Raw genomic sequence first — 25,396 nt, forward strand, 5'->3', positions numbered from 1 at the left:
AACTTCCTTCACTCATTGTAACATGATTCGTACATTAAAGTAGCCATTTGCATATGATATCTATTAATAGCACTTTCGTCAATTCTGTTGGCGATTTTTCCTATGGTTTTTTGTTTACCCCGCTTAAAGGAGGAGTAAATTTTCGTTCGATTAAAGGTTTACTTTATTTAAGAATATGAAAGGAGTAATCATATGGTTCACCCATCCTTTTTTCCATACGGCAATCCAGCTCAACGTAGTTATCCGATGTATACAACCAATCAGACGTTGAGACCGCCTTCACCTTACCAACCGAATATGTATAGGCCATACCCGATTGCAAATACAGGATTTCCGCAAGCACCAGGACAAAAACCTAGAAAGAAAGGCGGGGGCCTTTTACAAAATTTAAAAAACACATTAACAGGAGGTAACAAACAAAATAATAATGAAACTTACTACCCTGCGCCAGGTATGCCACCTTATGGTATGCGTGGACCTGGAATGATGGCTGGAGGTCCTCAACGGATGGCTCCTGTACCTCGTGGCCCAAGAGTAGCTACTGCATCACGGGGACCGGTGAACGTAGCAGAAGAATCAGTAGTTGCTGAAAACTTGGGTGGTGTAGAAGCTGGAGATGGTATAGGCGCTGGACCTGAAGTAGCTGGTGTCGCAGCAACTGAGGCAGCAGCAGCAACAGGTGCAGCTGGATTGTTTGGCGGAGGTTTTGCGAAACTTGAACAATATATGAATACAGCCGATCAGCTTTATAATACCTATCAAAAATATTCACCAATGGTAAAACAAATCTCGCCTATGTTCCAAAATATACCGGCTATGTATAAGCTTTATAAAGGATTCCAATCAATGCCCGACGCTAACCCTGGAGGTGGAGCAACAGCCAGGGCAGCAAGTGGAGGTACTTCAGGTGGCGCATCTAACTTGAATACAGGTAATACGAGTGCCTCCTCAACAGGTGGCCAGAATTTTATCCAAACGCCAAGAGCTTCAAGACCACGCATCTTTCAGCCTCCTTTCTAGTCGATAATTTTGTATTAGATTAAGGACTCCGTTATAATGGTAGTACTGAGCATTGAAAGGGGTCCAATTATGCAAGTCATTAAAATTACACCTAGAGGCTATTGTTACGGTGTTGTAGATGCGATGGTTATCGCTCGCAATGCTGCAATGGATAAAACATTGCCAAGGCCTATATATATACTTGGAATGATCGTTCATAACAAGCATGTAACTGATGCATTTGAGAATGACGGGATCATTACATTAGATGGAAAAGATCGTTTGGAAATTTTGGAAAAAGTCGATGGAGGCACAGTTATTTTTACTGCACACGGTGTATCGCCAGAAGTGCGAAAATTAGCCTCCGAAAAAGGGCTAATTGCTATTGATGCAACTTGTCCCGACGTAACTGTAACGCACGATTTAATCAAAGAAAAGTCAGCTGAAGGCTATGATATTATCTATATTGGGAAGAAAGGTCATCCTGAGCCTGAAGGTGCAATTGGGGTAGCTCCTGATCATGTCCATCTTGTACAAAACATTGAGGATATCGAGGCGCTCCAACTAACGAACGATAAAATACTGGTTACAAACCAAACGACGATGAGTCAATGGGATGTATCACATTTAATGGAACGTTTAAAGGAAAAATATCCTAACATAGAAGTTCATAAGGAAATTTGCTTAGCGACACAAGTCCGCCAAGAAGCTGTGGCAACACAAGCTGGTGAAGCAGATTTGCTCATCGTAGTCGGAGACCCGAAAAGTAATAACTCTAACCGCCTGACACAGGTTTCTGAAGAAATAGCCCAAACGAAATCTTACCGTATCGCCGATCTTTCAGAATTAAAACTAGAATGGTTGGATGGAGTTGAAAAAGTCGGCGTGACAGCAGGCGCTTCTACGCCAACGCCAATAGTTAAAGAGGTTATTAAATTCTTAGACCAATACGATCCTGAGAATCCTGCTACACATGACTTAAGCCGTTCTGTCACACTAGACAAAATTCTACCGAAAATCAAACAACCTTCACCTGTGACAAAGATCTTACCAAAAGGATAATTACGGGCAATCTCAGATTTCATGAGTGATCCATAAATAAGCCTTCTGTTTTTCTAACAGAAGGCTTTTTTGGTTAGATACGTGAGGCACAGCTTATACAGCTAGCGAGGTAAGCTATCTACCATAACTGTACTCTACAGAGGAATCAATTATCTCTTAAGAAGAGAATAAACATTCGTATCGTATGCTTTTCCTTGTTGATATATATAGCCTCTTAAAATTCCCTCTTTTTGAAAACCGACTTTTTCTAATAATTTATTAGATGCTTCATTTTCTAGGAAAACAATTGCTCCTATACGTGTTAAGCCCATCGTATCAAAACCAAATGAAATTACTTTTGATATTGCCTCTGAAGTGTAACCTTTCCTCCAGTACTCCGGATGAATCTCATATCCAATTTCAGCTCTTTTATGTTTTTGAGACCAAGCGTGATATCCAATTGTACCAATTATACCTTTTGTTCCTTTTCGCTCAATCCCCCACCTTATGCCTCTTTCTTCATTATAATTTTTCTTAAAAAACTCTACTAATTCTTCTGCTTCTTTTATGCTATTTAATGGTTCTGACCCATAAAAACATGTGACTTCTTTATTGGAAAGGCAAGCAAAAATATCATATACATCTGTATCCGTTAATTCTCGCAGAGTTAATCTATCTGTCTCTAATATAGGAAACATTTATTCTCTCCTTTATTTTAGTTTTGATTTTGACTTAATTGGCATACTCATTGTAATAGTTCTATTTTTATATCCCATTTTTTCATACAGTTTAATAGCTTGATTTCCTGCGTATACGCTTAAACGTGCTTCTAAATATCCGTCTCTTTCAAAATCTTCGGTCGCAGTTGCCATCAATTTTTTTGATATTCCTTTACCTCTAAATTCTTCCATTACAAACAATTCATAAATAAATCCATATGCTTTTTCAGTAAATTGATCTTTACTACTACCTATAAGAATCCAACCCATTAAGGTACCGTCTTCCGTTGCTATTAAATAGTAACTTCCCTTTTCCAATAAAGGCTCAACAAGTTGTTTGACTTTTACATCTGTCGGTACGCTCCCACCCATAGTACCATCGTGTATAGCTTGTGGTGTTAATAATAAAATCTTTTGGTATTCTGAATCATTTGGTCTTCTGATTTCCATTAATTTAACATTCTCCTTCACGAACAAATCTCACACCATTTAGTTGAAAAACTCTTCCTCTGGATACGCGGCAGTCCAGTGATAGGGTTGCATTTCTGATAACGGTTTATAGACAATATCTTTCCCTGCCACACTAACTGCAACCATAACAGACGGCCCCCAGTAGAATAGTCTTTCTTGGCACACTCCACAAGGTGATAAGACTTTGATGTCTGCAGCTGTATCATCTCGAACTAAACAGATGGAATGTGTTACCCTTTTGTTCAGCTTATGAGCTTCTAGTATTGCACCTGTTTCTATACAAAGTTCAGTAGATGCGTTAATCACTTCAGGCGCTATACTCGTCAAGATTGTACCATCGTCTAATGCCATCGCTGCGGCACCCCCCCAACCTGTTGGGTATCTATCCTTGATTAATTGCTCTGCAAAAAGATATAATTTTTCTTTTAACTCCATCATTACCTCTCCTATTAACAATCTACGAATCTTCGATGACTAAGCATACACCCTATGATGTAGGTCCTTTAATTTCTCTGCCATCAATTCTCTTATGCGACAATCTCCATATTTAAATCCAATCCTAAAATAGAAGGTTTTAATGAAGTTTGCGACATTGAACTTGGTCTGGAAAAATTTATTTGAGAATCCTTCTTTCTCAAATATCAAATCTAAGCTATTAAAAATTTGCAACACCCATTGTTCTAATTCCTTTTCGCTTTGTCCTTTTTCCAATAATGCTTCTATCACAAAGATTAACCGCTCATCTTCATCGTCAGTATAGGTTGCATCTTTAAACAAACACTGTTGGACTGTATGAAGGATTTTTGAAAATTGTAGTCCCTCTTTTATCTTAGGATGACTTGCAAGAGATGCTAATAAGTCCGCTCCATGTGCAATACTGTGAGCCCAACCTTTTTTTTCTACATATCCTCTTGTATCCAACTCGACATTCATATAAATAATGGCTCTGTTCATTACACATTCTAAATTTTGCAGCGTTAAAAAGTTCAATTCACTATCTTTTATTAATATCCCGGTAATGACTAAAGAAGAAAATGAGCGAGTGAAAACTGAATCTGTATTTAATTCGCCAATCTTATAGAACAGATGGTTCTCATCTAAACAGATTTCCAAAATAGACCAATATTGCTCAAAGGTTAATAAATTTTCATTAAATATTCTTATAAATGTAGGATATATTAGATTATCTCTTAGTACCGGGTCAACTGATCCTATATTATCCAACATATTTTGAATTAAATATTTTAAGTCTGCTCCAACCAAAGTTCCAATATTCCGACTCTTTAATTGATTAAGTTGTAATTTTAAATTCATGTTAGATACCTTTCGAGTCACCATTTTTTTAAAAGACTCCATTATATAACTCAAATAAACATGGCTGATGTATTTCCATGTTCATTTGAGTCTTAACTGGTTTAAATAAATTGAAATGGCTCAGTAGATAGTTTTGAAGGGATAAATGTGCAATCAATTTTTTGCTCTTTGCATAATTCGTCCATCTTTTTTGAAACGCCTATTTTCATGATTGATTCTACATGATGCCCAGGGTCAACCACGTGGAGGCCTAAGTTTTCTGCATCTTGTGCAACATGGAAATACAAGTCACCTGTTACAAAGACATCCGCTCCTGCTCGTTTCGCATCATAAATATATTTGTTGCCATCGCCACCCAGCACTGCTACTTTTGAAATATTTGAAGATAAATCACCCACTACACGTACAGCTTTTACATTCAGTTTTGCTTTTACATGTTCTGCAAAGTCTTTCAAGGTCATTGGATGAATCGTACCAATCCGACCAAGCCCCATTTCTTTAGCAGGTGTATCAAGAACAAACAAATCATACGCTGGCTCTTCATATGGATGAGCATTCAGCATCGCACGTAGGACTTTATTTTTCTTACCTTCTGGGACCACAACTTCAATCTTCACTTCTTCCTCTGTATGAAGCATACCGACTTTTCCTGCAAATGGATTAGCACCTTCTTGTGCTCTATATCTGCCTTCACCTTCAAGGGTATAACTACAGGAGTCATAGTCGCCAATTTGACCAGCCCCAGCTCCTGCTAGCGCTTGTCTTAATGCTTCAGCATAATCAGTTGGTATATAGACTGCTAGCTTATACAATCTTTCCGTAAATGTTGGTACAAGGGTTTCACAGTTTTCTAATTGTAAGGCTTCTGCTAATAAATCGTTTACTCCGCCTTCTGCTACATCAAGATTCGTATGCGCTGCATAGACTGCAATATCATGCTTGATGCATTTTTCTATCAGTTGGCCTTGTGGGGAATCAGTGCGCATATTCGCTAATTTTCGGAAGATAGGCGGATGGTGTGCAATAATTAATTCACATTGATTTTCAATTGCCTCATCAACCACTTGTGTATTCACATCCAAAGTGACCAATACTCTTTTTATTGGCTTATTTAAGGTGCCAATAGCTAAGCCGATGGGATCACCTTCCATTGCCGCTAACTTTTTAGGAGACCATGTTTCAAAAATACCAATGATTTGTTGCCCATTCGCTACTTTCAATCTTTCAAAACCTCCTTGACCAGTTCTATTTTTTGTTGAAGCTCTCTTTCTTTCTCTGCAATAGCTGTAGTTGGTTCTGCTTGTTTTAATGCTTCTAGTACTAATAGCCATTGATTTATTTCATGTTGCCACTTCTCTTTAAAGACAGCATTTTTCTCTTTATAGAGTACGGGGCCTAATAGTAATTGTACTGTGTTTAACGATTCTTCTCCTCGTTCTAGAACAAGCACTTCATAGATTTTTTCGTCTTCCTTCAGTATTTCCTCATTTATAATCTTCCAGCCATTTGCCATTGCCCATTCACGAATAGCTATCGCATGAATATTCGGCTGGAGGATCAGGCGCTCTACTCCCTGCAAACGTTCAGCGTCTTTTTCTAATATGGAAGCAATTAGCGGACCTCCCATACCTGCAATTGTAATAGCTGTGACGCCATCCTCTTTTTCTATAGCTTGTAGGCCATCAGCAAATCGAACAGCAATACTTCCTTGCAATTGTTCTTTTCTTACTTCGTTGCATGCGGATTCATAAGGGCCTTTCACCACTTCACCAGCAATGGCTCTATGTATAACCCCCTGCAACACTAAGTAACACGGCAAATAAGCATGGTCACTGCCTATATCAGCCACAACGGCTTTCTCTGGTACAAAAGAGGCTACTGTTTGAAGCCGTTTGGATAATTTTTGAGCATTCATATAAAGTCCCGTCCTTTCATCTTATATTGTAACTGATAATAGATAGTATTTGTATGCAAAAAACCCTTATCCACGTTGGATAAGGGTTTGCAAAATAGTCGAGAATTAATTATTTTAATCCAGAGATATATTTTGCCATTGCATCAAGTTCAGCGCCTTGAACTAAACCAGCTGGCATGCCGCCGCCTTTACCTTTAGTTAAGATGTCTTTAACTTCTGCTTCAGATAAACCTGTGCCATGTAAGTTAGGACCTACATTACCTTTAAGGTTGTCCCCGTGGCAAGAGATACATTTTTGTTGAGCAATTGCTTCAGGATCAGCTTCGCCTGAAGCTGATTTGCCTTCTGTTTGTTCAGTTTTTTCTTTGTCTCCGCCTTTAGCGATTTCAGCTTTTTTATCTGCTCCGTCAATAGACATGAAGAAGATTAAACCTAAGCCAAAAGCCATGATTAAGATATACGGAATAATAGGATTTTTCATCAATTTACCCTCCCTCATAAGTTCAATCTATTTCTATAAATAGAATCAGTCAACACTTAATATTGTACTTCATTCCGCAAGAAACGGAAAGACCTTCTGAAGAAGTTTTCAATCGTTTGTGACAAAATTGCCATATTTGACACAAAAAAAATAAATTTTTCTTGCATTTTCTCTTATTAGTATCACCTTCATCCATTTCCCTGTCCTATTTTGTAGGAAAGCCATTTCAATGGTCATACTCCTACATCCTTATTTTCTACACTTTATTCATCGTTATGCTTCCTAATCCAATTTTAAAGTCGGATATAAATTTTCTAGTTTCTATTACTATATGAAATAATAAATAATTAAAACTAGAAAGCCTAACCCACCTGAAATAAGGAAATAAACTAAGCGTAACCATATACCGGAGATAATCCATAGAACACAATTCCCTATCAAAACACCATATAACACCATTGATTGGCCTTCAAAGAAAATATTTGCTCCTTTTATCGATATCCCAAAAAGCAGAAGAGCGATTGTTGCGTATGCAAATGTTGTACTAATAGCTCTATTAGGAGACAACCGAAAAATCAATATAATGATCCCAATGATAGCTGCAATACTAATGGCAAGCGGAATAAAAACGAGAGGCGCTTGTAAATAAAAAAGTGCAATCAATAACAAAAGAGTACCTGCAATTGTTAGGCTTTTTTTCCAAATCGTTTTTCCTGAGCCTTTGGCTAATATGGACGTGGATGCGCTTACTTCATCCATAGAGGTATCCTTGCTATCTTCTCCAGCTGTGTAGAGAGTTGTGAGAAAATCACAGTATTGCTCCGGCAACAGCTTATTTTCTTTCCAAAACGCAATTTCGCTCAATATGACTTCTTTTTTTTGACTATTCATCCATTCACCTCGAACTTGTTAAGCTCTTTGATTTTCACCTTTAAAAAAGGCACCTAATTAAATAGGTGCCTTTTAATTATTGCACTCACGGGCAACTTCTCATGCTCTCCCTTGAAGAAATAGTTGAGCAAAGCTGCCTGTATAGCTTTGATAATCAGGGTCTAATTTTATGATATGATTTAAATCACTGTATAAGAAAGATGATTTAGAGAATTTCTCCTGTAAACGTCTGATTGATCAACAATCAGGTGCCCACTGTTATTCTAAGAAATCTTTTAATCGCTTACTGCGAGAAGGATGACGCAATTTTCTTAGCGCTTTCGCTTCAATTTGTCTGATACGTTCTCTTGTTACACCGAAGACTTTACCTACTTCTTCTAGTGTACGAGTACGGCCGTCATCTAAACCGAATCGAAGGCGAAGGACATTCTCTTCTCGGTCTGTCAATGTGTCTAATACATCTTCTAATTGTTCTTTTAAAAGCTCATATGCCGCATGATCAGATGGCGATTGTGCTTCTGAGTCTTCGATGAAATCGCCTAAATGGGAATCATCTTCTTCGCCGATTGGTGTTTCAAGTGAAACAGGCTCTTGGGCGATTTTCAAGATTTCACGCACTTTTTCTGGTGTTAAATCCATCTCTTCACCAATTTCTTCAGGAGTTGGTTCGCGCCCTAAATCTTGAAGTAGCTGGCGTTGCACACGAATCAATTTATTGATAGTCTCTACCATGTGTACTGGAATACGAATAGTACGAGCTTGGTCGGCTATCGCACGTGTAATCGCTTGGCGAATCCACCATGTAGCGTACGTAGAGAATTTGAATCCTTTACGGTAGTCGAATTTTTCTACTGCTTTGATTAAGCCCATATTTCCTTCTTGGATTAGATCCAAGAAAAGCATTCCACGACCAACATATCTTTTGGCAATACTTACTACTAACCTTAAGTTAGCTTCTGCCAACCGTTTGCGCGCTTCATCATCGCCTTGTTCAATACGTTCAGCTAAAGCAATTTCCTCTTTCGCGCTTAATAAGTCAACTCGTCCAATTTCTTTTAAATACATTCGAACAGGGTCATTTATTTTTACGCCTGGAGGAACACTTAAATCATTCAAGTCAAACGTTTCTTCTTCGGCATTTCCTTTTAGCAAGCGATCAAGATTCTCTTCGTCTCCGTCTTTTCCGCCTAGTTCGATGCCATTCGATTCGAGCTTGTCGATGAATTCTTCTACCTGGTCTGCTTCCATTTCATATGTTTGCAGCTTATCAGCAATTTCTGCATAAGTTAATTCACCATTTTTTTTACCTGTTTCAAGCAAGATTTTTTTGGTTTCTTCTAATGTATGTTCTAAATCCAATTCTTTTACTTCTTTTTCGTCATTTGAACGTTTAGACTTGTCCGCCATAGGTGTTTCCTCCTTCTGCCAATCACAATCAACTTACATACGAGAAAGTGATTTCATTAAATCAAAAACTTCTTTTGAAAGCTCCATAGCACCTTTGATATCGTGCATTTTTTCAGCTTCTTTAATTGCCGAAGTTTTATCATGAATTTGTTGTTTAATTCTAAATTTCTTTAAATGCGCCCGGCAATCTGCAATTTCTTCATCCGCATGATTCGGATCACGCTCGACAAGAGCAGCTTCCATTATAATCTTTCTAAGCTCTCTGTCACTGATAACTTCAGCGAAACGCTTATAATCCGCTTGTTCATATTCTTCATAAAACCCTATTAAGTGTATATATATCGCCATATAATCTTCCCGTACAAAAGGATTCTCATCCTCCTCTTGGCGAATTCGATCCACTATATCAATGTTATGGAGCATATGCGAAAGCAATAAACGCTCTGCTCTATCTGTTGCTGTAATGGGTTTTTGAAGAGTTGGCTGCATTAAAGGCTGTATTTTTTGCTTTTGATGCTGTGAACTTTTAACTACCTGAGCTTCTTTTTGCCGCAATTGCATTTCTAAAGTCTCAGAGGATATATTCGTATCCATCGAAATCTGTTTAATATATAATTCTTTTTCAATGGGCGATATTCCTTCTATTAAAAAGTTCAGTGCCTCATCGACATATTGCAATATGTCGTTTTGGTATTGAAAATTCTTATTGCGTCTTGCATGCATTAACATGAAGGCAACATAGCTTTGCGGCTCGCTTATTACCTTTTCCTTAAAAGCTTCTGGACCAAATTGCTGTATATATTCATCCGGATCTAAACCTGTAGGCAAAAGGGCGACTTCAACATTGAGTTTTTCAGCATGGAGCATTTCCGCTGCTTTCTTCGCCGCTTCCCAGCCGGCTTTATCACCGTCATAGCAAACAATTATGTGATCAGTTAGACGTTTAATCTTTGCCAAATGTTGCGTTGTTAGAGCTGTACCCATAGAGGCCACTCCATTAAACACTTCCGCTCTTTTGGCTGATAGTACGTCCATAAAACCTTCAAACAGGACAACTTTGCGTTCTTTCCTTATAATAGGTCTAGCCTGATCTAAGTTATAGAGCACTTGTCCTTTATGAAAAATAGGCGATTCAGGGCTATTTAAGTACTTTGCATCCTCACCACCGCTATCTAAAATTCGGCCAGAGAATGCGATAATTTTTCCTTGCTCATCACGAATTGGGAACATCACACGGCCTCTGAAACGGTCAAAGTAACCTGATCCGTCCTCACGTTTGATAATTAATCCGCTTTGTTCCATTTCATCTAAGCTAAAGCCTTTTCTCGCTAAAAGTTGAGTCAATGAATCCCAATGTGGCAAAGAGAAACCAATGCCATTAGATTCTATCTCCTCTTTTGAAAATCCTCGTTGCTGTAAATAGGAAAGCCCTTCTTCACCTTCTTCTGTATGAATAAGCAAATGTTGATAATATTCTGCTGCAAAGGCATGAGCCTCTTTCATTCTTTCCTCTTCCGGTGTTGCAGAAGAAACGTGATGATGATCATGTGAGGAAGATACATCAACATGGATACCTACTTGCTCACCAAGCTTAGCTGTAGCTTCTTGAAAGGTAAGATTTTCAATATCCATTAAAAATGTTATGGCACTGCCGCCAGCTCCACAGCCGAAGCAATGGAATATTTGCTTATCTGTTGATACGGAAAAAGAAGGTGTCTGTTCTCCATGGAACGGACATAAACCAAAATAGTTTCGTCCCCGTTTGGTCAACTGGACATAGTCTGATACAACATCGACGATATCTACCTTTGTACGGATCTCTTCAATAATCTCTTCTGGTATTTTTTGTGCCATTCCATCACCATCTTTTTTTGTTCAAATAACCAATTCGAGATTATCATTATAAATTCCTTCATTTTTCGACAAAAAAATAAAATTTTTAACCTTTATTCAAGGTAATAGTCTTTAAAAGGAAAAGATTAGGAATTTAGGTGTGGAATAAGTGCTCGTAAAAGTTAAATTGTTCATTCAACAAGCAGCAGATAATTTCTACCCACCGATTGAGGTATTATTTTATTTACTTTAGTATTGACAAAATCTCATTAATTATTTTTACCACAATTTTTTATTATAAAACATTTGTTTCGGAAATTCTACCACAATTTTGATATTTTTATTAAGCAAACAAAAAAACCTTCTGGAATATGAAGGCTTTATACCTCAAATATGGAGATTGAGTATGTTTGTGGATTTTAAAGCAAGACAACTTAGCCTATTGCTTTTATCCTTTTCATTTACCTTTTGAGTAGAATGAAGAATCTCCAATCATTATTGATTAGAGATTTGGATACGGTGCAATATATCATTTGCTGTTTCTTCGACAGCTTTATTGGTTACATCTATTACTTGGCAACCAATTCTGCCAACTACTTTTTTGAAATGGACAATTTCTTCATTAATACGTTCGAGACGAGCATAATTGGCATCATCATTTAGCCCTAAAGCAATTAAACGTTCTTTTCGAATATTATTTAACTTATCCGGAGAGATAACGAGTCCAAAACATTTTTTTGGATCGACCGAAAAGAGTTCTTCTGGTGGTTCTACTTCCGGAACAAGCGGGACATTTGCCACTTTAAAACGCTTATGTGCCAAAAATTGCGAAAGTGGTGTCTTAGACGTGCGCGAGACGCCGACTAAAACAATATCAGCCTTTAGTAAACCTCTAGGATCTCGACCATCATCATACTTAACAGCAAATTCAATCGCTTCAATTTTTTTAAAGTAATCGTCATCCAGTTTTCGAACTAAACCCGGTTCTTCAATTGGTTCAATTTGCAACGTATTTTGAAGCATTTCCATCATGGGACCCATTAAGTCTACCGCAGGAATCCCATTTGCACTGCAGCTCTTATGCAAATAATCGCGCATTACTTCTTTCACCAATGTATAAACTATCATAGCTCCCTGTTGATCTGCCAGAAGCACAATTTCCTTTAACTGTTCAATACTCTCTACGTGTGGAAAGCGTTGGATTTTAGTATCTTGCATGCCTGGTCTAAATTGGCTGATAGCCGCTTTCGTAACTAAATCGCCCGTCTCTCCTATAGAATCCGATATAATAAAAACAGATATATTATTCATGGTTTATCACCTCACAAATCATGATTTTCTGCGAGCGATAAAAATGCACGCGTTATATTTGTTTTTGTTAAACGACCAACAACTTCCAGGCCATCTGGGTGTTGCACCACAACGGGTAATGCGTCTATTTGTCTTTCAATTAGCTTGTGGGCCGCCTGTATTAAACTATCTGATTTAAAACAATAGGCTATATTCGGCATCCTTGTCATAATAATATGTACTGGAATATGGTTTAAATCTTGGCTGCCTATACTTGTACGAAGCAAATCTTTTCTAGAAAGTACACCTGTCAAATAAGAATTTGGATCCACGACAAATAAAGTGCCCACATCTTCTAAAAACATCTGACAAATAGCATCATAAACAGAAACATTTTCTGAAATCACTACCGGTATAGACTGGAAATCTTTCACCTTCATATTAGTCATACTGTCAACTACAGCTTGATTGGATTTTTTGCCAGAATAAAAATACCCTACTCGGGGTCTTGCATCTAAGAAACCAGCCATTGTCAAAATCGCTAAATCAGGCCTTAAAGTAGCGCGTGTCAATGATAGACGCTCAGCGATATGCTCCCCTGTAATCGGGCCATTTTCTTTGACAATTTCTAAGATTTCTTCCTGACGTTTGTTGAGCTCTATTGGACTCACCGCCTCAAAAAGTGTTATACTCAATACCTAATAATTATATACTACTTTCATTCTTATTGCTAAGAAAAGAATCACGTGGTACAATTGTCTTCATAATAAAGCGATGAACGGTCAATAAGTATGATTTCATCTTGACAAGCGAGTAGAGATGGTGAAAGTCTACACGAAATCAGAAAAAGGCAGCCGGGAGCTAACTTTTTAAAGTGGATTACTCAGGTAATCAATCGGGGTGGAACCGCGGGTATAGCACTCGTCCCCGGGTACAAATATGTGCCCGGAGACGGGTGCTTTTTATTATTTTATTGGAGGGTTTAGAATGGCAAAAACAATGGAAAGTATCGTATCTTTAGCGAAACATCGCGGCTTTGTCTTCCCAGGATCAGAAATTTACGGTGGTTTAGCGAACACATGGGATTACGGTCCACTAGGCGTTGAGCTAAAAAACAACGTAAAAAAAGCTTGGTGGCTAAAATTTGTACAAGAATCTGAGTATAACGTAGGATTAGACGCAGCAATCTTAATGAATCCAAAAACTTGGGTTGCTTCAGGCCATGTCGGCAACTTCAACGATCCAATGGTCGATTGCAAAAAGTGTAAATCTCGCCACCGCGCAGATAAATTGATTGAAGATGCAGCATTAGCACAAGGTGAAGAAATTGTTGTAGATGGTATGCCGTTCGACAAAATGGCGGAAGTCATGAAAAAATATGATGTGCATTGTCCAGATTGCGGCGCACAAGATTTCACTGAGATTCGCCAATTTAACCTTATGTTTAAAACATTCCAAGGTGTAACTGAGGACTCTACTAATGAAATCTTCCTTCGTCCAGAAACTGCGCAAGGTATTTTCGTTAACTTTAAAAACGTTCAACGTTCTATGAGAAAACGTGTACCATTCGGTATTGCGCAAGTCGGTAAATCATTCCGTAATGAAATTACACCAGGTAACTTTACATTCAGAACACGCGAGTTTGAACAAATGGAACTTGAGTTTTTCTGTAAGCCTGGCACAGAGTTAGAGTGGCATGCTTATTGGAAAGAGTTCTGCAAAAACTTCCTATTAAATTTGGCTATGCATGAAGAATCTATGCGTCTTCGTGACCACGATGAAGAAGAACTTTCACACTACTCTAATGCAACAACTGATATTGAGTTTAAATTCCCATTTGGCTGGGGCGAACTATGGGGTGTAGCATCTCGTACTGACTTCGACTTAAAACGCCATGCAGAACATTCAAGTGAAGATTTCACTTATATAGATCCTGCTACAAATGAACGCTTTGTACCTTATTGCATCGAGCCATCACTAGGTGCTGACCGTGTGACACTTGCATTTTTATGTGACGCTTACGAGGAAGAAGAGTTAGAAGGTGGCGATTCACGTACTGTTCTTCGCTTCCACCCTGCTCTAGCACCTTTTAAAGCAGCCGTATTGCCGCTTTCTAAAAAATTGGGTGACAAAGCTTCAGATGTATGGGCAGAATTACGCAAGGCATTCCCTGTTGATTATGATGAATCTCAATCAATTGGTAAACGATACCGTCGTCAAGATGAAATCGGTACTCCATTCTGTATCACGTATGACTTTGATTCAGTGGAAGATGGTCAAGTTACAGTCCGCCATCGTGATTCAATGGAACAAGTTCGTATGCCAATCGCCGATGTTCAAGCTTATATCGAAAAACACCTTGTATTCTAATAAAAAAGAGATGTGCTTATCGCACATCTCTTTTTTTATTTATTAAATTGTGGATTTCTTTTTTCCGCAACTGCCCTTACACCTTCTTTAAAATCTGGAAGTTCAGTTACAATACCCATTTGCGATGATATATAGTCTAGTGAAGAGCGCAAACTCATTGTTTGACTTTGATAGACAGCTCTTTTGATCATTTGAACGACTACCTTAGATTTACCTGCCAATTTCATTGCATAGTCGTTCGTAAATTCTTCTAAGTCATTATCCTTTACAACATATGTGACAAGCCCTTTTTCCTTTGCATCTTGTGCTGAAAGTATGCGACCCGTCCATAATAAATCCAACGCTTGATCAACCCCAACGATTCTAGGTAAATAGTAAGCTCCTCCATCTCCTGGTACTATACCAACGTTGATATAGCTTTCTGAAAGCTTAGTGGATTCTGCTACAATACGAATATCACACATTAATGCCATATCAAGCCCTGCGCCCATTGCAAAGCCATGTATTTGCGCTATCACTGGTTTATCAATCTCTTCCAACAAAAGAGGTATGCGTTGGATTTTTTTCCAAAGTGAATTTTTCCGTGCTAGTGCCGTAGAGGTAATATCCTCCTTGCTCTCAAAGAAGCCTTCTCCCGCCTTCATCGCTTGAATATCACCCCCTGCACAAAAACACCGCCCATTGCCTTTAACTACTAGCACATGAATATCCTCAGAATCTCTCACTATTTCAAGAGCTTCAATCCATTTCAGAATCATTTCTTCACTAAATGCATTCATACTTTCAGGTCTATTTAAGGTAATTGTTGCAATGTTGCCGTTTTGTTCAAACAATAAATCTGCCATCCCACACCTCTCCCTAATATGTCGTTAAGAATTCCCACATTGAATTATTTGATTGTAATAAATCTCTTGATAGTTTTTGGCTCCATTTAAGATGCCCTCTTCCTTCATCACGGTAAGACCATAGTCGGCGGGTATAATGATGCAGGTGGTGTTCATACGTGACGCCGATTGCCCCGTGCACTTGATGAGCGGATGCGGATACTGTCCGAATAGCTTCTTCTATACGTATTCTTGTAAGAGGAATTTCATGGCGATGTCGTTTTTCCACTAAAGCCTCCATCATATTATCTACAGCTGAATCAACTATAACTGTTTCTCCGGCTAACTGAGCTATATGACGCTGGATAAGTTGAAAGCGGTGGATGTAACGTCCAAATTGCTGCCGCTGTTTTGTATATTCAATGGTTGATTCGTAGATTTTTTCTAGTGTACCTGCAATGACAGCACATTTTGCTGCTGTTTCTAGTAAAATCATTTCTTCTAACTGTTCATTATCTATTATTCTGCTTTTTTCCAGGACAGGGATAGCCGTTAACTTAATATAGTCGCGCGGCTCCCCAGCTAAATTGGCGCCCTCTTTAACTAGAGCATCCTTTAACGGTAATTTTACTAGGTAATTTCCTCCACTCCCCTTAGCGATAGTAACAAGGTTACTAGCATACCTGCCCCATGCTACACGAGGAAACGCCCCACTAACTTCCCCATTTTCGGATAAGGTACAATCTGGCTTATCGGATAAATTATAAGTAATCATTTCATCGGTTGGCGCAAGATGGAACTTTTCCAGTATATAATTCGAAAAAATATACTCCATCAGGGGAATGGGCACAGCATATTTGCCACCCATCTTAAGAAGTGAAAATAAATCCTCTAAATCACCACCTGCACCGCCTGCTTTTTCAGAAATACATGCAGCTAGTAATCCATTCTCTTTCAATATTCTCCACACATCATCTGCCCATTGGCCTTCATCAACCAAATCTACGGTTTCTTTTGTAATATGCTTTTTAAATATTTTTTCCATCGTATTTACTAACAGCTCTTTAATCTCGCTCATCCATTAATCACATCCTTTGCAATGATGCCGTATAGTATTTCTGTCGTCCCTCCCCGAATAGTGAAGCCTGGCGAATGTAGAATAGACTGAGCCATATACCGATCTAACATTTTTTGAGCATCCATTGTTGGATATGTCTCTGTTAAAAGACGTACCATTTCAGGAATGCTTTGCTCGAATTGTGTACCCATTGCTTTCACCAAAGCCGCAGGTACAGCCACCTCACCGCCTTGTTCCAACATTTTCGCAACACCGAGGGATAAATTTCGTAGACTCCAAAGCTTCGCGACAAGCTCAGTTAGCTTGTTCATTGCTTCTTTATTTTGCTGTTGCTTAAGAATCGAATATATTTCTTCAAGGAGTGGGAATGTGCTGAGAATACGCTCAGGCCCACTTCTTTCAAAGGCTAGTTCAGCAAGTCCTTGTTTCCACCCTTCTCCGATTGTCCCGACTATACGGTTATCTGGGACAAATACGTCCTCAAAAAAAACTTCATTGAAGTGACGTTCCCCTGTCAAGAATTTAATAGGTTTGACGCTAACACCTTTATCATGTAAATCTATAATCATTTGGCTGAGTCCACTATGTTTAGAATCCTTGTCGTAAGGGGCGGTTCTCACTAAAGTAATCATAAAATGAGCGTCATGCGCGTTGCTCGTCCATGTCTTAGCGCCGTTCACCAGCCATCCGCCTTCAACTCTTTTTGCATTTGTGCTAACAGATGCTAGATCAGAGCCACTGTTCGGCTCACTTAAACCTATCGCAAAAAAACATTCTGCTTTTGTTATTCTAGGCAAGAAATAGCTTCGCTGCTCCTCTGTTCCATATCGCAATAAAAGAGGACCTGTTTGCCGATCCGCAATCCAATGAGCTGCAACTGGAGCGCCAATCGCTAAAAACTCTTCCGTTAAAATATAGCGGTCAATTGCACTTCTTTCTTGCCCACCGTATTTTTGTGGCCAGGTCAGCCCGATCCATCCCTGTTCAGCAATTTTTTTAGAGAATTGTGGATTACAGCCGCTTAGCCACGAATCACACGCGGTCTCGAATGTTCTATTCGCCAATTCCTTTTGTAAAAATGAACGCACTTCTAATCGGAACTTCTCTTGATCCTTCGTAAATTGTGAAGATGGTAATTTCATCTTGATCATGCTCCTTTGCCGATTTTCACGCCACCTTACATCTATATGCGTATCGTAACAATGGAACACCTATTAACACAAGAAGTTTTTTCTGAATATTTTGTCTAAACGGTAGGTCTAAAGATAGTTTCTAACTATTCATCTTATGTTTATTCAGGAATGATGATGTTGATAAAATGTATTAAATCATTATTTTAAATCGTTGTAATATGATCTTCTTCTAATTTAGAACTTAAGGAATCGATTAACCCTTAAAATAGAATCTCTCATTATAGATTAATTCTTTCTATGATAATTATTTTTTATAAATGTTCTTCTTATTGAAAAGTATGGATAAAATAGGAACACTTCTGTTAAAATCATAAGAAAATTAATGAATGGAGGAATACTATGTTTACATATATAGTTAATAATGATATTAGATTAGGCTTACTTGAGGTTCGACATGCAGAAGAACTTTTTGCTCTTACTGATCAATCAAGAGAAAGCTTAGAGAAGTGGTTACCGTGGGTAGCGTTTACGCGTACAGTACAAGACTCAAAAAACTTTATTGAGGGTACACTAAAACAATTTAGCGAAAACAATGGATTTCAGGTAGGCATTTGGTATAAAGATGAGCTTGCTGGCGTAATTGGTCTACATGGAATCAACTGGACGAATAAATCTACATCAATTGGTTATTGGCTTGGAAACAATTTTGAAGGTAAGGGATTAATGACCAAGGCATGTCAGGCGGTCATTCAATACTGTTTCGAAGAGTACGGTTTACATCGAATTGAAATACGGGCTGCCACTGGAAATCACAAGAGTATTGCCATTCCCGAACGACTCGATTTTACAAAGGAAGGATGTATTAGGGAAGCAGAATTTTTAAAAAGCGGTTTTGTGGATTTTTATGTTTTCGGTCTGCTTAAATCAGACTGGAAATAGTGAGCCAACATAATATTGGAGTGAAAATAAGGCATGCGTTTGGTCAAAATAATGATAGGGATGCTATCTATTTTTCTATTAACAGGTTGTTTTGGTGAAAGCTATGACTTTTCTCCACCCACTGTCTCACTTTCAACATCTAATGCTATTATTTCAAAAGAAAAATTAGCAGAGGCGAATATTAAATGGTACCAAGACAATGTTTTTAACAAAAAAATAGACAATCTTTTCGCTTTAGCAAGAAAGCAAGAGCCCATATTAGTAAAAAAAGGAAGTCAACTTGAACTTAATATAGAGAATGGGTATGATGATCTTGAAAATATAGAAGTTTCCATCTGGAAAGGCCAACAAGAAACTATTTTAGGAATTGAAGAAGATAAAACCTTCTATTTACCCAAAGTAGAGGGCGAATATATGATAGTAGTTGAACTTGATACATCTAAAGGAATGGCTCAGTACGTTGGAAATCTTATGATTACAAAATAATAAAAGATGTGGTGACTGCCTATACAATCACCACATCTATTTTAATTTGTTTCTGGGAAGAAGACTTGGGCTGTTTTGATATCTACGAGTGTCGGAGCATTAGTATTCAGCGCTTCTTCCAACAGCGCTTCTAATTCGGTTTCTGATTCAGCACGAAGTCCCTTCCAACCGCACGCTTCAGCTACTTTCACAAAATCCGGATTTGTTAAATCTACCCCTACTTCCTTCTTATCAGCAACTTTAAGTTTGTCTCTCTCCATTTGCAGAGCCTCGTTATTTAAGACAACGACTGTAATATTTAAGTTGTAGCGGGTAACTGTTAGTAAATCTGCTAGAACCATTTGGAGTCCGCCGTCCCCTACTATCGCTACTACTTGTTTTTCTGGATTAATAAGCTTAGCGGCCATCGCTGCGGGAAGACCAAAGCCCATCGTGCGCCAGTAACCTGAAACTAAAACAGTTTGATTCTTCTGTTTAAAATTACGGTTAGTCCATACTGTATTGTCTCCCGTATCAAGTGCAAGGACAGCATCCGCAGCTACTGTTCGGTCAAGAGCACGGATAATGCGAGATGGATGGTAGGGGTACCCCTCAGTGTTGCCTTCCTGCTCATTTTGCTGTGCCCATTTTTCTTTAATCTCCTGACAGCTTGCTATCCAGTCTTCAGAACGGGAAAATCCTTGAAGGCTATCTGTTAGAAGAGGAATAACTTCTTCCGTTTTACCAATTATACCAAGCTCTACAGGAATGCTTTTTACAAACTTATCGAATTGGCAATCAATATGAATTATCCGTGCATCAGTTGGCACATATCCTTCCGGCCACCACGTCGTTCCAGCTAAAAGCACAACGTCTGCCTGTTTAAACAAATCAGAGGCATAAGGGTTTCCGCCTTCACCAATCCCTTGCAATACATGCGGGGAAGATTCATCAAAAACTCCTTTACCACCTAGGCTTGCTAAGATACCTGCTCCCCATAAATCTGCTAGTTTCTCCAACTCCTCTGAAGCACTTGCAGCTCCAGCACCTGCAAGTATCATGGGACGCTTAGCTGTTTTCATGATGGTCGTTGCCTGTTCTAAGCTTTCTTCCGTAAAGTGGGCTGAGCCCTCTATAACGTTTGGCAACGAACGCGGTTTACCTTTGGCCGCCATCATGAAAATGTCTTTCGGTATAGACAAATGGGTTACAACCCGCTGTCCGAGTGATGTTTGTACTGCTTTGTGTAGAAGTTCTATCGTGGCATCTGGACTCGTTAGATTAGCAGAATAAGAAGCGAAAGGCTTCATTAACTCCTGCTGATCTATATATTGTGGAAACTCAGTACCTATTTTATTACTAGGTGCTTGACCTGTAATAGCCAGGACAGACGCTTTGTCTGCATGAGCATCACCTAGCCCATTCATCAGATTAGTAGCTCCTGGCCCCATTGTTGCCGTACAAACTCCAAGCTTCCCTGTTAGTTTCGCCTCGGCTGAAGCCATAAATGCAGCAGTCGACTCATGTTTGACCGCGATGAATTTTATTTTATCTTGCTTAGCCAGTGCATCGATGAGACCAAAACTAGCATCTCCAACAACTCCATAAATTCGTTTCACGCCAAATAAAGACAGTTGATCAAGCATTAATTCAGCAACTGTACGCTTAGTTTCTCCCATAACATGAACCTCCTTGATAAATCTTTTTAACTTGCCTTGAAGTAGCTATCCCTTATTGTTCATATTATTTCTTCCCCTAAAAAGCGTTGGTTAACCCTCATTTATCTATTTGAGGATGTTGCTGTTAAACGGATAATCTTTGCTTAGGATAAACACCATTTTAGTAATACAGATGTATATCATCCTTTGATTATTCCTTTTAGAAAATGCTGATCTATATTCTTTCCATTCACCCATTCATTTAAGTCAATATCCAACACCTCTGAGCTTTGGGCAATGGTTGTTAAGATCCTTGCATTGGCATAAGAATACGAAAAAGTATGAAGGGTGCCAAATAAGTTGTCATAGTCACTGAAAAACAATGGTGATGTAGTTTCTTTAAACTGTTCAAACATTTCTTCATGTGTAATAGCTTTTTCTTTAAAGCCCTTCAGGTATTGTTCCCGTTTCATTGAACCATCTATTGAAACTCTGTTTTGGTTTTTCATTTCAATTGTTCGAAAGTGATTTTCACATGACATTAAAGATTCTTCTCGTCTTATATTTACATTCAAAGGACTCGCTTCGACTACTGCTAAGCTTCCATTCTTATCTCCTATTGAAAAGTTGTAGCATGCTGAGTGTGGTATCTCTTTTAGCATTTCAATTGCCTCTTCAGTAGTAGAACAGCTATCCAAAACCATTCGAATTGAAATCCATGGAGATATGCCTACCGTATAATCATTATTACTCACAAAATGTAATCCTATAACTAGCCCTTTCTGATTTACACCATCATGTCTTCCCAGTCCCTGAAGGTTGTATCCTGCAGAAGCAAAGGTTCCTTCAGGTTGAACCAAACTAAAAATGCCATCATATAAATCAGGCGTAAAATCATAATTTCTAACATAATAATCTTTTGTTATGATGGCAGAACACCCCATTGCTTCTGTTTTAGGTACATCATAACCTGAAAATAAGGATGCTGCTTTTGGGAAGGAGAGATTCAAACCTTGAGCCATCCCTTCTAATTCTTCAAGCAGCTGCGGCGCAAAAGTGGTATAGATCGATTTCATATTGGGAATATCAATCTCTGGCTTTGTTATAACTTCAAAGGTCTTCAATATCGATGGCTTATTTTTAAAGAAATCCGCCAATTGAATTCCTATATTAAACGAATTATCTCTTGCTTGAAGAATATCTAAAGCAAAATTTGTCATTACTTATACACCTCTATTATTTTTTTATGAGCATAATTAAAGAATTAATCCTCTCTTAGAGTGCAACTCCTTAATTGAAAGATACTATTTCCATATCCATAAATCCTGCCATTAGTTGCTTTTATTAGACATTTTTTATTTGTATCTATTGTAAATAAAGATCAATTAAAATAATTTACCTCACAAAAAACCCAGCCTTATAAAAGACTGGGGCATTATCTACTCATTTTTTCTTTTTCCAAGTTTCCAAAGGCGAGCACAGGTTGTACATTTCTAACAAACTTTCAAGACTTTAACGAATGGTACAGTTGGTGTTGCATCCATACTTTGAAAGAGCTGAACCTCATCTCATAAAATACCAATTATAAGCATTCTTATATAGAATTTCCTCCGCTTCTTTTTCATTAAATAGCCCTTGAATTAATTCAATGTCTGCTGTTTCAAACGGTCTTGTTGCTCTCGTTGAGGGTAAATCTGTACCAAACATTAAGGCTTCGGGGTTAGCCTGGTAAATCTCTTTTAATGCTTTTTCTACATTTAATTCGACGCGACCAAATCCCGTGGCTTTAACACGTACTCCTCGATCCACAAGTCTTAATAAATGTGGCAATCCTTCCGCAGATAAACCCAAATGGTCAATAGAAATAGCCGGCAAGGTTTCTATCGTAGATGCAATGCTTGGCAATTCTTTGGCATCTATATAAAGCTCACTGTGCCAGCCTGCCAAATCATATACCCTTCTAGCTAGATAATCGAGCTTTGAAAGATCTTCTGAACCACCGCGCTTCACATTAAAGCGCAATGCTCTAACACCATCCATATGTAATTTTTCTATTTCCTCATCCGACACCGTAAAAGGCAATTGGGTCACACCACAAAAGGTTGGCCCTAATAATTTTAAAGATTTGACTAAATAGTCTTGGTCAAATCCTTGAAATGAACCAGATACAATTGCACCCCCTGCTATCTCAAAAGAGGCGGTATCTCTTTGATAATCTACTACATTGTAAGAAGGCGGAAGATATCCCTGATTTTCAAAAACCGGAAACTCGTAATCAATTATATGAAAATGCGCGTCGAATAGTTTCATTTAAACTCTCCTTTTTAAAAGAATTTAGAAAGAAAAAATCTTTTAATGCTATATAAATAATAATAAGGGAAGCATATTCAAACAAATACGTATATGAAATACTTCACATTATAAAGGTTACTGAAATTAAGACGCTAAAAACTTTATTTAATATTAAGTCAACTATCCAAGCAATTCTTTACGAACAATTTCAAAAGCTTGAGAAATTTGCTGATGCTGATTTGGAAACTTACGATTTAATTCCTTTTTCATATCATACAAGTTCTCATACTGATGTACGATTTGATTATTCATTACTAATGACCGAAATTCTTCAATAAACATATCTTTCTCCATTATTGTTCCTCCTTGAAATAGAAGTAACATACTCCAAATAAAAAACGCTATTCCTTTTCAGAAATAGCGTGGACATTTTTGCAAGTTTAAATAAGCGTAAAAAGAACTCTTTTTTCGCTTCTAGTCGCACAAAAACACCACCTATCTCCACGTAGGTATTTGGTGTGTACTTGAATCTTGGCAGGTCTCCTGACTTATCTTCAACGCCCTCTATGCCTTCCCGTTGTTCACAGTGGCTTTAAATATAGGCTCCAAATTACAGTTGCGGGACAGTGCCGGGTTCTCACCAGCTTCCCTTTTAAGTATACCTTCGTATGCACCAGTTCATGACACGTATGTTATTGTCAAGATTAAGCTGGTAGATTTCCTTTTAATAAGGGTTCAACACTCTTATTTATAAGGTAACTACTATGCTATCACATTACTTGATTACACAATATTTAAAAACAAAAAAAACAACTCTCATCCAATTTATGGTGAAGTTGTTAATAATAGACAAAACAAATAAACATACTGCAGAGGTATGTATACTGCCTCTCACTAACACCTCCCTATCCTCGTAGGTAAATTGATGCTCATCTATGGCAGGTCTCCTGACTTATGATCTTCATTTATAAGCCCCTTCCCATTTTCTAATTTATGAAAACAGTGGTACCGCTTATAAACTCCCAAATACAGTTGCGGGACAGCGCCTGAATTACACAGGCTTCCCTTTTAAACAATGAAAATATAACTCGTCTTCATCGTACCAATAAATGTTTGCTATTCAATTTTCATACTTAACATTATCAAACTACTTTTTATTTTACAATAAATAAGTATATTTTAAAATTTATTGTCTTTTACTCAACTATATTATTTTAACTAATTTTTATTTTATTAATTATTAGCTACTCTAAATATTCATCCCTAAGGTCAGAATTCAAATACCTAGCCATACCTGTTTTTAACCTTTTAAAACCAGATTTATCATAAAACTCTTCATTCCCCGTCGTAGAGATTAAGTGCACACATGATACATCTCTCAGTTGATTTAATATATACTCCATGACCTTTTTCGCTATGCCATGTCCTTGATAATCTTTGTGAACAACAATATCATAAATTGCAGCATTAAAAATGCCATCTGACATCGCTCTGCCAAATCCGATAATTCGACCATTCACATACACTAAAGCAATTACGTTACTTGCTCCGAAGACTTGTTGAATGACTTCAGGGTTATGCTTTTTCCATCCAACAGAGGCATAAACTTCTCTCATCTCGTCAAGATTTGCATGGGTGAAATCATTACAAATCAATATATTCAATTAATATACTCCTCTCCTTGTTTTCTAGAAATTGCTTTAATTATCGCCGCCTTTTATTATTTATTTTTACCTATATTTTATCTAATGTTCACCTTTATTACATCACTTTACAAGAAGGAAAACGAGGTACCTCTATAGAATAAGTAAACAATTGAGTGGAGGTATAATCATGTTTATCGTAAATGTCGAGGGTGCTATAAGAAAGGAAAATAAATGGCTAATCATAGAGAGAAGTAAAAAAGAAGAGCATGCTGCTGGATTGCTATCCCTTGTAGGCGGCAAGGTAGAATCTGATGGTCAGTCAGCAGATATATTAGAAAGAACTATAAAACGAGAAATCCTTGAGGAAATCGGTGTAAAAATAAAGGATAGGCTTCATTATGTACATAGCAGTATATTTGTTTCTGATGTAGGTGATAGCGTATTAAATATCGTATTTCTATGCGAGTATGATTCTGGTAGTGCCTCACCTCTTAGTCAAGACGAAGTAGAAGAAGTTTTTTGGTTGACTACTGCGGAGATTTTAAACCATCCAATGGCACCTATTTATTTAAAGGAAAGTATTAATCTTGCTGAGAAAGTAATTCCTAACGGTTATTGAAAGGAGTGATT

The 25,396-nt window shown here is 37.9% G+C and carries 26 protein-coding genes and 2 riboswitches; of the genes, 6 read left to right on the forward strand and 20 right to left on the reverse strand.

All coding sequences use genetic code 11. The features are described 5' to 3' along the window. Positions 1-192: 192 nt before the first annotated feature. Complete coding sequence (gene vrrA, locus RCJ93_RS04915; protein WP_446738529.1) at positions 193-1,020, forward strand: VrrA/YqfQ family protein; 828 nt, start codon at positions 193-195, stop codon at positions 1,018-1,020. Between the two features lie 69 nt (positions 1,021-1,089). Then, positions 1,090-2,061: a 4-hydroxy-3-methylbut-2-enyl diphosphate reductase gene (locus RCJ93_RS04920; RefSeq protein WP_066786454.1), complete on the forward strand. Its 972-nt coding sequence runs from the start codon at positions 1,090-1,092 to the stop codon at positions 2,059-2,061. A gap of 149 nt (positions 2,062-2,210) precedes the next feature. Here the strand turns inward: RCJ93_RS04920 and RCJ93_RS04925 are convergent, their stop codons facing one another. The 12 genes from RCJ93_RS04925 to RCJ93_RS04980 all read right to left on the reverse strand — a co-directional run bounded on the left by RCJ93_RS04925 (position 2,211) and on the right by RCJ93_RS04980 (position 13,032). Further along, positions 2,211-2,738 carry a GNAT family N-acetyltransferase gene (locus tag RCJ93_RS04925; RefSeq protein WP_446738530.1) on the reverse strand — a complete coding sequence of 176 codons (528 nt, stop codon included), beginning with the start codon at positions 2,736-2,738 and terminating at the stop codon, positions 2,211-2,213. Between the two features lie 12 nt (positions 2,739-2,750). Continuing rightward, complete coding sequence (locus tag RCJ93_RS04930) at positions 2,751-3,209, reverse strand: N-acetyltransferase family protein (protein ID WP_446738531.1); 459 nt, start codon at positions 3,207-3,209, stop codon at positions 2,751-2,753. Between the two features lie 39 nt (positions 3,210-3,248). Further along, complete coding sequence (locus tag RCJ93_RS04935) at positions 3,249-3,665, reverse strand: cytidine deaminase (RefSeq protein ID WP_446738532.1); 417 nt, start codon at positions 3,663-3,665, stop codon at positions 3,249-3,251. 39 nt (positions 3,666-3,704) lie between these two features. Beyond that, positions 3,705-4,544 carry a DUF2785 domain-containing protein gene (locus tag RCJ93_RS04940; RefSeq protein WP_446738533.1) on the reverse strand — a complete coding sequence of 280 codons (840 nt, stop codon included), beginning with the start codon at positions 4,542-4,544 and terminating at the stop codon, positions 3,705-3,707. 101 nt (positions 4,545-4,645) lie between these two features. Beyond that, positions 4,646-5,764, reverse strand: coding sequence for a Nif3-like dinuclear metal center hexameric protein (locus RCJ93_RS04945; protein WP_446738534.1), 1,119 nt, complete (start codon positions 5,762-5,764; stop codon positions 4,646-4,648). Further along, positions 5,761-6,459, reverse strand: coding sequence for a tRNA (adenine(22)-N(1))-methyltransferase (locus tag RCJ93_RS04950; protein WP_446738535.1), 699 nt, complete (start codon positions 6,457-6,459; stop codon positions 5,761-5,763). The genes RCJ93_RS04945 and RCJ93_RS04950 overlap by 4 nt, the downstream gene beginning before the upstream one ends. A 109-nt stretch (positions 6,460-6,568) precedes the next feature. Further along, positions 6,569-6,943 carry a cytochrome c550 gene (cccA, locus tag RCJ93_RS04955; RefSeq protein ID WP_066786436.1) on the reverse strand — a complete coding sequence of 125 codons (375 nt, stop codon included), beginning with the start codon at positions 6,941-6,943 and terminating at the stop codon, positions 6,569-6,571. Between the two features lie 324 nt (positions 6,944-7,267). Then, positions 7,268-7,831 carry a hypothetical protein gene (locus tag RCJ93_RS04960; RefSeq protein WP_251645885.1) on the reverse strand — a complete coding sequence of 188 codons (564 nt, stop codon included), beginning with the start codon at positions 7,829-7,831 and terminating at the stop codon, positions 7,268-7,270. Between the two features lie 258 nt (positions 7,832-8,089). Then, a complete protein-coding gene (gene rpoD, locus RCJ93_RS04965) occupies positions 8,090-9,238 on the reverse strand; it encodes an RNA polymerase sigma factor RpoD (protein WP_066786431.1) in 1,149 nt (382 codons plus the stop codon). A 33-nt stretch (positions 9,239-9,271) separates the two neighbouring features. After that, positions 9,272-11,092, reverse strand: a complete 1,821-nt coding sequence (dnaG, locus tag RCJ93_RS04970; RefSeq protein WP_446738536.1) for a DNA primase — start codon at positions 11,090-11,092, stop codon at positions 9,272-9,274. Between the two features lie 474 nt (positions 11,093-11,566). Next, positions 11,567-12,382 carry a pyruvate, water dikinase regulatory protein gene (locus RCJ93_RS04975; RefSeq protein WP_066786425.1) on the reverse strand — a complete coding sequence of 272 codons (816 nt, stop codon included), beginning with the start codon at positions 12,380-12,382 and terminating at the stop codon, positions 11,567-11,569. A gap of 11 nt (positions 12,383-12,393) precedes the next feature. After that, positions 12,394-13,032: a helix-turn-helix transcriptional regulator gene (locus RCJ93_RS04980; protein WP_446738537.1), complete on the reverse strand. Its 639-nt coding sequence runs from the start codon at positions 13,030-13,032 to the stop codon at positions 12,394-12,396. A 316-nt stretch (positions 13,033-13,348) separates the two neighbouring features. On the opposite strand from RCJ93_RS04980, the gene RCJ93_RS04985 reads away from it, so the two are divergent. After that, complete coding sequence (locus tag RCJ93_RS04985; RefSeq protein WP_147193751.1) at positions 13,349-14,731, forward strand: glycine--tRNA ligase; 1,383 nt, start codon at positions 13,349-13,351, stop codon at positions 14,729-14,731. A gap of 35 nt (positions 14,732-14,766) precedes the next feature. Here RCJ93_RS04985 and RCJ93_RS04990 read toward each other — a convergent pair whose 3' ends face one another. Genes RCJ93_RS04990 through RCJ93_RS05000 form a run of 3 tightly spaced genes read right to left on the reverse strand, consistent with a single transcriptional unit; the run spans position 14,767 to position 17,775 of the window. Then, the gene (locus RCJ93_RS04990; protein ID WP_446738538.1) at positions 14,767-15,576 is read right to left on the reverse strand and encodes an enoyl-CoA hydratase/isomerase family protein; all 810 of its coding nucleotides are present in this window, start codon (positions 15,574-15,576) and stop codon (positions 14,767-14,769) included. 13 nt (positions 15,577-15,589) lie between these two features. Next, positions 15,590-16,633, reverse strand: coding sequence for an acyl-CoA dehydrogenase (locus RCJ93_RS04995; protein ID WP_150284073.1), 1,044 nt, complete (start codon positions 16,631-16,633; stop codon positions 15,590-15,592). Then, complete coding sequence (locus RCJ93_RS05000; protein WP_446738539.1) at positions 16,630-17,775, reverse strand: acyl-CoA dehydrogenase family protein; 1,146 nt, start codon at positions 17,773-17,775, stop codon at positions 16,630-16,632. Before RCJ93_RS05000 ends, RCJ93_RS04995 begins: the two co-directional genes overlap by 4 nt. A gap of 390 nt (positions 17,776-18,165) precedes the next feature. Between RCJ93_RS05000 and RCJ93_RS05005 the strand changes: the two genes are divergently transcribed. Further along, positions 18,166-18,705 (forward strand): GNAT family N-acetyltransferase, encoded by a 540-nt coding sequence (locus tag RCJ93_RS05005; RefSeq protein WP_446738540.1) that lies wholly within the window; start codon positions 18,166-18,168, stop codon positions 18,703-18,705. Positions 18,706-18,738: 33 nt separating this feature from the next. Beyond that, a complete protein-coding gene (locus RCJ93_RS05010) occupies positions 18,739-19,191 on the forward strand; it encodes a hypothetical protein (protein ID WP_446738541.1) in 453 nt (150 codons plus the stop codon). Positions 19,192-19,232: 41 nt separating this feature from the next. Here the strand turns inward: RCJ93_RS05010 and RCJ93_RS05015 are convergent, their stop codons facing one another. From RCJ93_RS05015 to RCJ93_RS05035, 5 genes are all read right to left on the reverse strand, one after another. Continuing rightward, positions 19,233-20,849 carry a thiamine pyrophosphate-binding protein gene (locus tag RCJ93_RS05015; protein WP_446738542.1) on the reverse strand — a complete coding sequence of 539 codons (1,617 nt, stop codon included), beginning with the start codon at positions 20,847-20,849 and terminating at the stop codon, positions 19,233-19,235. 179 nt (positions 20,850-21,028) lie between these two features. Further along, complete coding sequence (locus RCJ93_RS05020; protein WP_446738543.1) at positions 21,029-22,048, reverse strand: C45 family autoproteolytic acyltransferase/hydolase; 1,020 nt, start codon at positions 22,046-22,048, stop codon at positions 21,029-21,031. Between the two features lie 343 nt (positions 22,049-22,391). Next, positions 22,392-23,138, reverse strand: coding sequence for an amidohydrolase family protein (locus tag RCJ93_RS05025; RefSeq protein WP_147193770.1), 747 nt, complete (start codon positions 23,136-23,138; stop codon positions 22,392-22,394). Between the two features lie 162 nt (positions 23,139-23,300). Next, positions 23,301-23,474 (reverse strand): hypothetical protein, encoded by a 174-nt coding sequence (locus tag RCJ93_RS05030; protein WP_184117502.1) that lies wholly within the window; start codon positions 23,472-23,474, stop codon positions 23,301-23,303. 162 nt (positions 23,475-23,636) lie between these two features. Next, positions 23,637-23,811, reverse strand: a riboswitch (cobalamin riboswitch). Positions 23,812-24,040: 229 nt separating this feature from the next. After that, a riboswitch (cobalamin riboswitch) is annotated at positions 24,041-24,243 on the reverse strand. A 121-nt stretch (positions 24,244-24,364) separates the two neighbouring features. Further along, complete coding sequence (locus RCJ93_RS05035; RefSeq protein ID WP_446738544.1) at positions 24,365-24,784, reverse strand: GNAT family N-acetyltransferase; 420 nt, start codon at positions 24,782-24,784, stop codon at positions 24,365-24,367. A gap of 169 nt (positions 24,785-24,953) precedes the next feature. Between RCJ93_RS05035 and RCJ93_RS05040 the strand changes: the two genes are divergently transcribed. Then, positions 24,954-25,385 (forward strand): NUDIX hydrolase, encoded by a 432-nt coding sequence (locus RCJ93_RS05040; RefSeq protein WP_251645871.1) that lies wholly within the window; start codon positions 24,954-24,956, stop codon positions 25,383-25,385. Positions 25,386-25,396: the final 11 nt, after the last annotated feature.

The sequence above is a fragment of the Rummeliibacillus sp. BSL5 genome (assembly GCF_052928305.1).